Origin of the sequence: Alloalcanivorax xenomutans (assembly GCF_900217905.1) — a bacterium.
Classification (GTDB): domain Bacteria; phylum Pseudomonadota; class Gammaproteobacteria; order Pseudomonadales; family Alcanivoracaceae; genus Alloalcanivorax; species Alloalcanivorax xenomutans.
The window spans coordinates 108992-121610 of the sequence record NZ_OBMO01000017.1; the positions used below are offsets into that span (position 1 = coordinate 108992).

Annotated in this window: 10 protein-coding genes; 2 read left to right on the top strand and 8 right to left on the bottom strand. The window is 63.0% G+C overall.

Going from position 1 to position 12619, the window contains the following annotated elements; translation table 11 throughout:
* Positions 1–270 precede the first annotated feature (270 nt).
* Positions 271–1536 (top strand): efflux RND transporter periplasmic adaptor subunit, encoded by a 1266-nt coding sequence (locus CRO06_RS14410; RefSeq protein WP_097058743.1) that lies wholly within the window; start codon positions 271–273, stop codon positions 1534–1536.
* On the top strand, positions 1520–4708 hold the full coding sequence (locus CRO06_RS14415; RefSeq protein ID WP_097058744.1) for an efflux RND transporter permease subunit: 3189 nt from the start codon (positions 1520–1522) through the stop codon (positions 4706–4708). The genes CRO06_RS14410 and CRO06_RS14415 overlap by 17 nt, the downstream gene beginning before the upstream one ends.
* 9 nt (positions 4709–4717) lie before the next feature.
* Here CRO06_RS14415 and CRO06_RS14420 read toward each other — a convergent pair whose 3' ends face one another.
* From CRO06_RS14420 to rlmM, 8 genes are all read right to left on the bottom strand, one after another.
* The gene (locus CRO06_RS14420) at positions 4718–5671 is read right to left on the bottom strand and encodes a hypothetical protein (RefSeq protein WP_097058745.1); all 954 of its coding nucleotides are present in this window, start codon (positions 5669–5671) and stop codon (positions 4718–4720) included.
* A complete protein-coding gene (locus tag CRO06_RS14425; protein WP_097058746.1) occupies positions 5668–6756 on the bottom strand; it encodes a GNAT family N-acetyltransferase in 1089 nt (362 codons plus the stop codon). The genes CRO06_RS14420 and CRO06_RS14425 overlap by 4 nt, the downstream gene beginning before the upstream one ends.
* Positions 6757–6765: 9 nt before the next feature.
* Entirely contained in the window at positions 6766–8376 is a 1611-nt protein-coding gene (locus tag CRO06_RS14430) for a GH3 family acyl-acid amido synthetase (RefSeq protein WP_055099306.1), read from the bottom strand.
* A 9-nt stretch (positions 8377–8385) separates the two neighbouring features.
* On the bottom strand, positions 8386–9159 hold the full coding sequence (locus tag CRO06_RS14435) for a hypothetical protein (protein WP_022994586.1): 774 nt from the start codon (positions 9157–9159) through the stop codon (positions 8386–8388).
* A gap of 245 nt (positions 9160–9404) precedes the next feature.
* Entirely contained in the window at positions 9405–9677 is a 273-nt protein-coding gene (locus CRO06_RS19950; RefSeq protein WP_143247745.1) for a hypothetical protein, read from the bottom strand.
* 106 nt (positions 9678–9783) lie between these two features.
* Positions 9784–10026 carry a sulfurtransferase TusA gene (tusA, locus tag CRO06_RS14440; protein ID WP_022994585.1) on the bottom strand — a complete coding sequence of 81 codons (243 nt, stop codon included), beginning with the start codon at positions 10024–10026 and terminating at the stop codon, positions 9784–9786.
* A gap of 17 nt (positions 10027–10043) precedes the next feature.
* Positions 10044–11315, bottom strand: coding sequence for an MFS transporter (locus CRO06_RS14445; protein WP_244902837.1), 1272 nt, complete (start codon positions 11313–11315; stop codon positions 10044–10046).
* Positions 11305–12345, bottom strand: a complete 1041-nt coding sequence (gene rlmM, locus CRO06_RS14450; RefSeq protein ID WP_097058747.1) for a 23S rRNA (cytidine(2498)-2'-O)-methyltransferase RlmM — start codon at positions 12343–12345, stop codon at positions 11305–11307. Before rlmM ends, CRO06_RS14445 begins: the two co-directional genes overlap by 11 nt.
* Between the last annotated feature and the right edge of the window lie 274 nt (positions 12346–12619).

A 12619-nucleotide genomic window follows, 5' to 3' on the forward strand; every position in this document is an offset into this window, starting at 1 on the left:
CACCGGTGGCCCTCGCCGGTTGAACGTGCTTTACGACCCCTGCGCCACCCTGTAGTTTTCCTACACCCGCTTACTCTCCCGGCTGTCAGACCGGTGACACCCAGCATGTGGCTTACTGGCGAGACGTCCGGGCCAGGCGGTCATATCCGCGCAAAACAGGAATGCTAGTCTGTCAGTTTTATTGAACGGACCCGTGCTTGAACACAATGCCAGGGCGCCGGTGTGGCAAGGGAATCATCAACGGATTGATACGCGTCTAATCGGACTTTTATGAAAAAAACCACTCTCGTATTGATCGCCGCCGCCATGGTGCTCGGCGCCGTGGCCGTGGTGGCCATACTGGCGGCCATGCGCCCGCAACCGGAGGTGGAGGAGCGGCCGGCGATGGCGGAAATCGTCGATGTGCTGCCGATCGAAACCGCCCACAGCCAGTTTCAGCTGCGCTCCCAGGGGACCGTGCAACCGCGCATCGAAACCCAACTGGTGGCGGAGGTGTCCGGCAAGGTCATCCGCATCGCCGATGAGTTCGTCGCCGGCGGTTTGTTTCAGGCCGATCAGGTGCTGATCGAAATCGACCCCAGCAATTATCGCAACACCCTTGCCCAGGCGCAGGCGGAATTAAAACGGCTGCGGGCGGCGCATCGCCTGGCCCGCCAACAGCTGGACCGGTTCGAGAATCTTTATCAGCGCAAGAACATATCGAAATCGGATCTGGAGCAGCGGCAATCGGAAGCGGAACAGACCCAGGCCGCGATCCAGTCACAGCAGGCCCTGGTTCAACAGGCGCAACGGGACCTGGAGCGGACTCGCATCCATCTCCCCTACGACGGCCTGGTCAAAGAGCGCAGTGTGGATCTGGGGCAGTTCGTGGCCGCCGGCAATCCACTCGGTACTGCCTTCAGCGTCAAGGAGGCGGAAATACGGCTGCCGTTATCCCAGCAGGACAGCGCCTTCGTTGATCTGCCTCGCCCGGGCTATCGGCCGCCCTCGCTGCCCCAAGTGACCCTGCAAGCGCGGATCGGCGGCGAAACGGTAACCTGGCGCGGCGAAATCGTCCGTACCGAAGGGGTGGTCGATGAGCGCACCCGGCTGATCTACGCGGTGGCCCGGGTACAGGATCCGTACGATCTCGAAGGCGGCGACGAGCAGCCGCCACTGCCCATTGGCACCTTTGTCAGCGCCCGTATCCAGGGCCGCTCAGCCGAGGGACTGGTGGTGTTGCCACGAGTCGCCTTGCGTAACGGCGACCAGGTCTATGTGGCGGACAGCGACGACAAGCTCGCCATACGCCGGGTCCAGGTGGTACGCAGTACGCCGGAGCAGGTCTACACCAACGACGTGTTTCGACCCGGCGACCGCGCGGTGATCACCGCGATTCAGACACCGATACAGGGCATGGCCTTGAAAATCCGGGATCTGGACGCGGACCAGGACGACAGCGAGCCATCCGCCCCGGCACCGATGACGGCACCGGGGGAACACGGTGGCGCCGAGTCCGCTGACGATCAGGGAGCCTCGCATGTCGTCACCCCCTGATGCGGATCACCAGCAATCCGGTGCGCCACGGCTGAACGCTTACACCGGTCTGATCGCCTGGTTCACCCACAACCCGGTGGCCGCCAACCTGTTGATGGCGATCCTGATCATTGGTGGCGCCATCACCGCGTTCACCATCACCAAGGAAATCCAGCCGCAGGTGGAGACCAACTACGTCACCATCACGGTGCCCTACCTGGGGGCCACGCCCACGGATGTGGAACAGGGTGTGCTGATCAAGATCGAGGAAGCGATCCAGGACCTCGAAGGGATCAGGGAAATCGTCTCCATCGCCAGTGAAGGCAACGGTTCGGTGCAAGTGGAGGTGGCTCCGGATTACGACATCCGCGAGGTGATGGACAACATCAAGATGCGGGTGGATTCGATCACCTCTTTCCCGGCGGAGACCGAGCGGCCGGTATACCAGCGCAACGTCTGGAGCACCGAGGTGATCTGGGTGGCGGTGTCCAGCGTCGACGTGGACGACCGCACCCTCAAGGAAGTGGCGCGGCGGGTGCGCGATGACATCACCGCCCTGCCCTCGGTGACCAAAACCGAACTGATCGGCGACCGCCCCTATGAGATCGGCATCGAGGTCAGCGAGGAAACCCTGCGCAATTACGGCCTGACGCTGACCGAAGTGGCGGACGCCGTGGGCCGCTCCTCCCTGGATTTGCCCGGCGGCCGCATCCAGGCCGCCGGCGGCGATATACTGGTGCGCACCGTGGGCCAGGCCTACGTGGGCCGGGATTTCGAGGATATCGTGGTGCGCACCAACCCGGACGGCAGCCGGCTACTGCTCCGCGACATCGCTGATATCCGCGACGGTTTCGTCGAGGATAACTACTACCTGACCCACAACGGCCGCCCCGCCGTGGGCATCCGTGTACTGGCCCTGGGCGAACAGGACGCGCTGGCGCTTTCCCGGGAAGTCCGCGACTACGTGGACCGGATGCAGGAAAGTCTGCCCGACGGTGTCCAGGTAAACTGGATGATCGACGTGTCCTACTACCTGGAAGGCCGGCTCAACATGATGTCGGAAAACCTGTTGATGGGCGCGGTGCTGGTGTTCCTGATCCTGTCGTTGTTCCTGCGTCTGAAACTGGCGTTCTGGGTCATGGCCGGGCTGCTCACCGCCTTCCTCGGCACCCTGTTCACGCTGCCGCTGTTCGGCATCACCATCAATCTGATCAGTTTGTTCGCCTTTCTGGTGGTGCTCGGTATCGTCGTCGACGACGCCATCATTATCGGCGAATCCGCCTATACCCGGATTCAACGGGATGGCCACTCCACCAACAACGTGGTGCTGGGTGTGCTCGATGTGGCCGGCCCCGCCACCTTCGGCGTGCTCACCACCATGGCCGCGTTCCTGCCGATTCTGCTGGTCTCCGGTATCTGGGGGCAGTTTTTCGCCTCCATTGGCGGTGTGGTGGTGATCTGTCTGTTCTATTCGCTGATCGAATCAAAACTGATTCTGCCCGCCCATTTGGCGCACATGCGCGACGCTCCCGCGGAAACCTCAAAACCGAATCGGATGATCCGCTTCCAGCGGCGCTTCTCCGACGGCCTGTTCCGTTTCGTCGACAACACCTACCTGCCCCTGCTGCGGCGCATCCTGCGTCATCGTTATCTGGCACTGGCCGGCGCCCTTTCCGTGCTGATTCTGGCCGTGGGCCTGATTGTCGGCGGACTGTTGCGGGTGGTGTTCATTCCCGACCTGAGCGGCGACTTCGTTCAGGTGGAACTGGAAATGAACAAAGGCACGCCGGCCTACGTGACCCAGACCAACCTGGACACCATCGGCAAAGCGCTCACCGAAGTGGACCAGGAACTCCAGCAGGAATTGGGACTGAATGAGCCACTGGTGCGCACCCAGCTGGCCTGGACCGAAAGCGACACCACCGGCGGCATCGTGGTGGAATTGGTAAAGAGCGAGAACAGTCTGGTGTCGGTGCCGGAGCTGTCACGGCGCTGGCGGGAGAAAGTCGGCCGCATTCCCGGGGCCCGGACTTTCCACATAGGTGGCGAGGGCGGCCCCGACGACAACGATATCTCACTGGAACTGGTTGGCCAGAATCAGGCCCATCTGGAGGCAGCCAGCGCCGAACTGGAACAACGATTGCGGGACTACAACGGCGTTTACGACCTGCGTAATTCCCATGACAGCGGCGTGCGTGAAATCCAGCTCAGGATCAAACCGGAAGCGGAGCTGCTCGGGCTGAGCCAGCGGGATCTGGCACGGCAGGTGCGCCAGGCGTTCTACGGCGAGGAAGTGCAACGCATCCAGCGAGGCCAGGACGAAGTGAAAGTCATGGTTCGCTATCCCAGAGCGGAGCGACGGTCCGAGGGTTATCTGGAAGACATGCGCATTCGCACCGGCGACGGTCAGGCCGTGCCCTTCTCCGCCGTGGCCGATCTGGACATGGGCAGCAGCCCGGCCACCATCCGCCGCTTCGATCGTCAGCGTTCGATCAGCATCACCGCCCGGGTGGACAAAGCCGTGGCCGAACCCGGCCGCATCACCAAGGATCTGATCGAGCACCAGTTGCCGGACATTCTCAGCCATCATCCCGGCGTCAGTTATCGTGTCACCGGCGCCACCCGGGATCAGGAAAAGATGATGGTCGATCTGCTCTATGGCACCGGCCTGGCCCTGTTCCTGATTTATGCGCTGATGGCGATCCCGTTGAAGTCCTATGTGCAGCCGCTGATGATCATGTCGGTGATTCCGTTCGGCACCATCGGCGCGGCGGTCGGCCACCTGGTGCTGGGCATGCCCTTCAGTCTGCTGTCCATGTTCGGCATCGTCGCCCTGGCCGGGGTGGTGGTGAACGACAGTCTGATTCTGGTGGATTTCGTCAATCGCTACCGCCGCGATGGCGAGCCTCTGGTGGAAGCCGCGATCAAGGCGGCGCGGGCCCGGTTCCGGCCGATCATCCTGACGTCGCTGACCACCTTTCTGGGGCTGGTGCCGATCGTGTTCCTGGAATACAGCCTGCAGGCACAGGTGGTGAAACCGATGGCGGTATCACTGTCCTTCGGCATCGTCTTCGCCACTTTGATCACGCTGGTACTGATCCCGACGCTCTATATGGTGATGGACGATGTGACGGGATGGTTCGCCGGGCGGCGCAAGAATGCAGCGCCGGCCGGTGATGAGAATGCAGGATAAGAGCCGGTATCAAGCGTCCTCTTCCAACAGAAAGTGGCGCCACAGATTCAGGCATTTTCGCGTGGCCAGGCGCCCCGCCATCAATGAGGCGTCCACCCGCAGCGACAGAGTCAACCGGCCGTTGACGATAATGGCGCCATTGGCGACCGGATGATTGGGGCTGCCCGGCCCGCATACCGCCAGACAAGCGGAATCGGAAAAGCCGGCGGCACCGAGATCGAGCCGCCAAACCCCCAGGTTGCTGAACGAGCCGAGATGACCGGGCCCCTCGAGCATACGCCGGCATAACCAATCCACCCCGCGCTCACCAACCCAGCGGCCCACATGCGCCAGGTGCCAGAAACGCCAGTGCTGCTGCTGGCGCAGCCCCTCGCGCAAAGCGGCGTACAACACCGCCACCGATTGCTCCGGCGCCACCGGCACATAAAAACCACTGGACAGGTTCATGTCATCCCGGGGGCGGCTCACCGCGCCGCGCATATTCACCGGATATAACCAACTGCCGGTGGACGGCGTCTCCAACAGCGTTTCGCCCACCGCCCGATGCAGACGATGCAGCAATAAACTGTTCAACGAACCGTGCTCCTGCTTCGCCCGCGCCATGATCGCCGCCGTGGCTTCGGGGTCGAAACACGTGGTTTCCACCTGGCCGTGGGGTTCGGGGCCACGCAGACGGCGCCAGGGAAGCGGCTGTCCGGGCGGCGCCCCCGGTGCCCGCAGCCATTGCCACCAGGGAGGAGGCGAACTCTGACGGCTGTGTGGCACCGGCGGCAACGGTACTCCCCATTGCCGCAGCAACACCAGCAATCCGCCGATGCCATCGTGATGTCGATGGGGAATCGAATAGCGCCGCTCACCAGCGCCCTCCGGATCGATCACCGCGAAGTGGATGGCATCGTCGATGCCGCAGCGGCGCCGTGCCCGATACCACATGCCGATATAATCCTTATCCGCCGCCGTCATAGCCGGGCCACTTCCACGTAAGGGATCCGGTCCGGCTGCAATCGCGGACGCGGGTCTTCACCATAACTGACCAGATAATGGTCGCTGAACAGAGTACGGCGGCGAAAGCCGCGCACCGCGTCGCGCAACGGGTCCTGCGTGAAGAAGCCGCACACCACCGCGCCGTGATCGCGATGATGGGCGTGCACGGCGTGCTCCAGTAGCGGCGCCAGCCATTGCGGGTCGTTGTTCTCGGTCACCAGGGTGTGCAGCGTGACAAACGACAAACACTCGCCCGGCGCCGGCAACCGCAAACCGCCATGCAACGGGCGGGTGGCATTAAGCAACGGCCGCAGCCATTCCAGAGCGCCGCGATAGCCATTTACCCGCGTCTGCTTGATATCGCTCTGGTTCCAGCTCCCCAGGACCCCCTTCAGTGTCGTCCCCTGCCAGACGCCGACCCAGTCGCCCAGGCTCAGGCCATGAAAATAAGGAGAGGAGTACAGCTCACTCAGGTCCAGCCGGGGGAAAAACTGCTTGCGCGGCCCTTCCCGTTCCAGCAACGCCAGCAGCGCGCCGCGATCCGCCCCGGTCATGGCGCGCACGGTGAGCCCCGCCGGCGCCCGAAAGCGGCCCGGGCGGGTATGGATCACGCTGGTCTCGATGGTGCCAAAGGGATAATAGCCAGGCAGCCCGGCGCGGCCGCTGGCCACGGTATTCCGTGATACTCCGTTATCGCGCAGGATCACCGTCTGCATCCACTCCGCTTCGTGCAGAGTGGTTTTCAAAGTGCGGAACAGGCGAAACAACAAGCGGCTGCCCTGATGCCGGGGCGCGATACGCAGATCATGCGCATAGCGGATTGGCACGCAATCGCCATTCACCCATACGCGGCGACGGCCCACGTTGTACACGGCGCCCAGCTCCGGCGAGGGCCCGTCAGTCTCCGCCACCCAGACTTCCGGTTCTTCACAGGTGATGGCGGCCCCGCGGAAATAATCCGGGCGCCGTTCAAACGTCAATGACATCGCCCCCGGCTGCGGCGTGTTTTCCAGCAACGCCAAGATCGCCGGGTTGTCCTGACTGGTGGCTCTTCGGATACGCATGGCCCCTCCTCAGACTGAAACCGGCGATGCCGATGGCGCGAGGAAAGCCGGCGCGGTTCCCGGCCAGGCACGCAGGGACTCGATCTTGATGTTGCCCTCGATCATGCCCTGGTCCCGGCAATGGCCCAGATAACGTTCGCGCATGTCCGCCAGCACCACACACCGCAGCGGCGCCAGCTGGTGCAGATTGCGCGCGAGACGATAATGGAAATGGCCGCCGAGGGCCTGCTCCAGATGCTCGGCCAGCGGTGCCACCGGCGTTTGCGGCGAGCCTTCCAGCAGCGCCAGATAACCGGGTTTCCCGTCACCGGCATCATCACAGGCCACCACGCCCACCGGCGTCACGCCGGGTGGCAATGGCGCCCGCGCGAACGCGTCGTTGACTGCCTCGCCGGTCATCTTCTCGCCAACCAGATCGACGGTGCCACGCCGCCCCAGGAAACGCAGGCAAGGCACCGTGCGCCAATGTTCGGTCACTTCCACCAGGTCATTGAGCCGGTAGCGCAGCAAGCCGCTGCCGGTACTCAGCAACGGCATCACCCGCTGCCCGGCTTCCAGCTCCCAGGGGGCATAGATGGCACCGTCATCCGGATCCTGGAACTCATACACGTGGCTGCGATACGCCAGCGGGTAACGGCCCTGACAGGGAAAGGTCACCACCCCTTCGGTGGCCCACAATCCCTTGCCCTGGAACTCCGCGTGCGGCAACAGCGATTGCAGGCGCCGTGCCCAAGGTTCGGACGCGGCGGTATCCCAGGCGCTGACCAACGCCAGCGCCGGCCACAGGACACGGAAAAAATCCGCCGCCAGCTCACCATCCCAAGCCCTGAGCAGGGCGGCCGCACGGGGACAACGCGGACACCCGGACTCCGCCATCGCCGCTCGCCGCAATCCCCAGTCCCCCTGGTTCAACACTTCCGCCAGTTCCTCGCGCCACTTGGCCAGACCTTCCAGCAGGCCGATACCGAAGGTGGGACTCCACACCGACAGCAGACTCAGGCGGCGGTCGGCGACCAGGTAAGCCAGGGTGGCGAACAGGGAATCGTCGGAGGTGCGGGCCAGAGCCACCGTGGACGGCACGCTCTGGGTGGCGCCGGCGATCAACCGCTTGCCCCAGGACATCAACGCCAGGTCGTCATTCAGTTCCTCGCCGAGGGACTCTCGCAGCGCGGTGGGCATCCAGGACAGCGACCAATAATGCCGGCCGTGCCGCAGCTTCGGATAACGCTGATAAAGGTCCGCCAGCCAGGGGCCGATGGCGCCGTCCAGTTCGCCGAGAAAGGCGCGGCTGTAAGGAATCCATTTGATCGCCGAGGTGGAACCACTGGTTGGCTGGTAACGGGCGGTGGGTGAGGCGATCAGTGGGTTGACACCGTCGCGCCGGCCCTGCTCCACCCGGGCGCGCCAGTCTTCGTAGCCGGTAACCGGCAACCGTTCGGCGAAACGCTCCCAGGACCAGTTCTCACCGATCCCTTGCTCCCGCCCCGCCGGCGACGCCGCCACTTGCCGCATCAACTGGCGATGACGAAAGCGCTGGGTGTGCTCCAGATGGGAGAGGCCGGTGCGGAAACGCCGTCCGGCGGGCAGCACCCCCAGATGCAATAGCCGTTGGCTGAGCATACCCTCTCCTTATTCGTACGCTGCCGGACGGACGGCCAGACGCAGGCGGCGCGGCCGCTTGCGCCACAGTTTGGCCAGATAGGCCTGCACCGTGCCGCGATCAAAGACACCCACACAGGGCAGTTCGGTGCCCCGTTCCCAGGTCGGGTTACGCTCCTCGAAGAAGCGGATCTTGACGTTGCCGTCGCGCATGTCCTGGGAAATCGGCGCCACCGCGCCCTTGAGCGCGGAGTAGTTTTCGCCGAAGTCCAGCAGCTTGCGCTCGGAGCAATAGCTGCCGGAATAGAGCCGCTCGCAATAGTGGTCGACGTATTCCGCCAGATCCTGATGCTCGCCATCGGGATGGGGATAATACCGTTTGAAGTTATTGGCCAGCAGCAAGTAAGTCTTGTAGCCCTTGGAGATCAGCAGCCACACCAACATCCTGGTCGGGCGTTTCATTTTTTCCCGCACCATCCAACGCAGGAAAGCGGTCTGCAGGGAGCGATCCCCCCAGTATTGTTTCTCGAGGATGGTGTCACCACTGAAGACCCCGGTGGCCGCCCGCCCCCTGACGTTCATCGGCACGGTTTTCAGTGTCGAGAAGCCCACCACCTGCTGATCCAGGGTCCGGCGCACCATGAAGACGCCGCTCTTCTCCGACATATCCTTGACGAAGACCTCCAGGGACACGTTCTGGTAGTACTTTTCGTAGAGTCCGTACATCTCCTTCATGTCGATGAAGGAGATCCGCTCGATGGGTACGTAGCGTGTTTTCAACGTATTGCCGGTATCACCCGCCATGTTCCTTCTCCATCCTTGATAGTGCACTTGGCCGCGCCGTGGCACGACGATTCCCGTCCGGCATCAAACCGGAACCATGGTCCCTTATCTGGCGTTACTTATTTGACGTTATGCTTGGCGTAATAAGCTGTTTGTATCCCGAGCTTCACCGTCTTCCCGGTGTCACGGTTATTGTTCTAACCGATTCGTCTGAACAATCGATGACAGCATCTAGCCAGGGCAAGAAAGAGAAAACAAGTGCAATGTCATGAAATCGGAACTGGACCCGCTGAATCGCGCAAAGCACTATTTTTTATGAGGTTATTCGTTGTCATGAGGGTCTCATTTTCAACAAAGGACAACAAAAAATTCATTGAAATGAAGGAAAAATTCGGAGAGGAATGGCGTTTGGAAATGGCAATACCCACATACTCAGAATGGAGTTTTTCTTGCCAGGCAGGATAATCAGAATCGGCACAAGGCCGCTGTAGGAGCTTGCCTTGCAAGCGAAGGGATTGCGGCAGGATATTCGCTTGCAAGGCAAGCCGCCCGGCGCCCTGCTGTTACAGCGACTTCGTAGTTCCTTCCGAGGGAAATCGCCGCCACTTCACGTGGCCGCGATTGGCATGTTGCGTACGAGCACTCTCAGCGCTTTTTCTCGATCCAATAAAGGAACAGCTCGCCGTCCTGCCGCCGGGCCAACAGAGTGTGGCCCAGGAACTGGCAGAACTTGGGGATATCCCGTTCGGTGGAGGGATCAGTGGCGCGGACTTCCAGCACCTCTCCCGGCGCCATGTCACGCACTTTGCTGTGCAGCAACATCACCGGCTCCGGGCATAGCAGACCGGTGGCGTCGAGGTGGTGCTGGGCGTCAATGGCGTCGGACATGGTATTTCCGCGGAGATTCAGGAGTGATCGGGCGCGCCAGTATAACGCCCCGTCACGCCGGGCCCAAGCGGTGGTCGCCAGGCCAGCGCCAGCAAGGCCACCGCGCAGCCCAGCAGCGCCGCCAGCAGGAAATGGCCGGCATAGCCGAAGTAACCGGCGCTGAACCCGCTGGCCAGCGTGAACAATCCCACCGCCATCAGTTGCAACGACGCTTGCAGCGTGTAATCCCCCCCTTCCGAGCCGGACCGGCAATAGGCCATCATCACCACGAACAAGGCCACCGTGGAGGCACCGTCCGCCGCCTGCTCGAACAGGGAAACCGCCCATATCGTCGGCACGCCGGCATCGCTCCGAGCCACCCACCACCAGCCCACGAACGCGAGCCCCTGCCACAGACCCAGCCCCACCAGGGCCCGTCGATAATGCCAGCGGCGCATCAGCACGCCGGCCAGCAAGGCACTGAGCAGTCCCACCAGCGAGGCCACCAGGTCGAGCCGTCCGACGGCGGCAAGCGTCCAGCCCTGATCCACCAGATAGGGCTTGATCATGCGGCTACCAAACCCGTCACCGACCTTGTAACCGAGCAGGATCACCGCCCAGAGCAGCAGCCCCGGCCGCCACCAGAAGTCACGTGACCGCTGCCACCACCACAGCACCCCACGCCGCCGTGGAAACGGCGCCGCGGCCTCCGCCGGTTCAGGGAAACGCAAGATTCCAATCAACAGCACGCCAATCATCACGGTCAGCAACCACAACGAGCCGCGCCAGCCGATCAGGTCGTTGGCGATCAGAAAAAGACCACCGCTGAGAATCAACCCGATCTTGTAGCCGGACACCTGGATGCCATTACCAAGGCCACGCAGGTCGCCCCTGAGCCAGCGTACCGCCAGGCCATCGGCGGCCACGTCCTGGGTGGCACTGGCCAGATTGATCAGGAACAGGATCAAAAGCAGAACCGGAAACGCCTCGCCAAACCAAAGCGGGCGCTCCAACAACGACAGCACCAGCAACAGTGCCATCACCAGCAGCTGTGCCCACGCCACCCAGCGCAGGCGGTGGCCGGCGCGGGCACCGGCCCCCGGATCCACCCAGGGCGCCCACAGAAACTTCAGCGCCCAGGGCAACGCCGCCAGAGCCAGCAGACCAATCCATTGCGTGGACAGTCCCGCTTCCCGGGCCAGCGCCGGCACCGCCTTGGCCAGCAACCCGGAGGGCAGACCTTGCAGAAAATAGAGCCCGGCCAGGGTCAGCAGCACGTATGCCGGGGCCGGACCGCGCTCAGGGGGCACGGGTATCCACCCAGACGGTGATTTCCTCGCGATCGTAGTACAGATGGGCGGCGTTGATGCGCGCGGCCAATCCTTGTTTTTCCAGGCCTTCCGCCAACCGTTCCAACAGCACCCGCGACTCACGATAACGGCGCGCCATCGGCAATTTCAGATTGAACAACGCCGTCCGGGCCCAGCCCTGGGTGAGCCATTTCAGCATCAGCGATTGCGTGCGCGCCGGCTTGTCCACCACATCGCAGACCACCAGGTCCACCGGCCGCTCCGGGCGCCAGGTGAAGGCGTCGGCGGAAACGTGCCGTACCGGGTATTCCTCCAGCAGGCGGGTATCAAGACGGCCATGATCGATGCCGGTGACCTTGATACCCAAACGCGCCAGCTGCCAGCTCCAACCGCCGGGAGCGGCGCCCAGGTCCACCGCCGTGTGCAGCCCCTCCGGCCGGCCGCGACCGAGGAAACGCAGCATCGCCTCCTCCAGTTTCAACGCCGACCGGCTCGGCGCCTCCGGCGCCAGTCGCAGCCGCTGAATTCCCCCTTCCGGCAATGGCAGCCGGGCCGGGCTGACACCGATATGGCCGTGGCGGGAATCGTCGAAATAAAGGTGTAAACGCTGACCGGCATGTGAGCGCAGCAACCCTTCCCTGCGCAGACGCGGCTCCAGGGCCTTGCGGAAGCCACGCAGGAAACCGGCCAGTTCACGGCGGTCATTAGTGTCCGCGTGTTCCAGATACAGCTCCGTGTAAGGGCCGTTGCGTTTCAATTCCGGCCACAAGGCGCCAATGCGGTCCCGCTCCGGCAGATCGTCGAACGCCGCCACCAGCGGATAGAAGGTCCGGGCGAAAATCAGCCCGCTCTCCAGAATCGGCGCCGGATCCCCTTGCAGGTTCTCCCAGAACACGCAGCCGCTATCCGGTTGCGCCTGCGGATAACCGGCGGCGCCCAGATCAGCGGCCCGATCCGACAGCTCCGCCGCCAGATCCGACTCAAACCCGGGCCGGCACAGGGCCAGGTAGCGGTGTGGTTGCTCAGCCATAAACCCTCGGGAAAGCAGTTAATAGTTAACAGTGAATAGTGAACAGCGAAAGTCAAAACAGATTGCGGTTTCGCAATAGCCGTTTGCGTATCAGCAGATGCCAAATTGAACCGCGGCGTTTTTCAGGACAAAGATGCCGCACCCAGGTTTTGAGCGCGGCCTCCTGAATTGCGGATCACTGGACTGGCCCCATTTAAGTAGACACGGACTGTAAAGTAGCCGCATAGGCGTTGGGGGTGAGCCCTCCCAGCGTCATGTGGCGTCGTACTTTGGG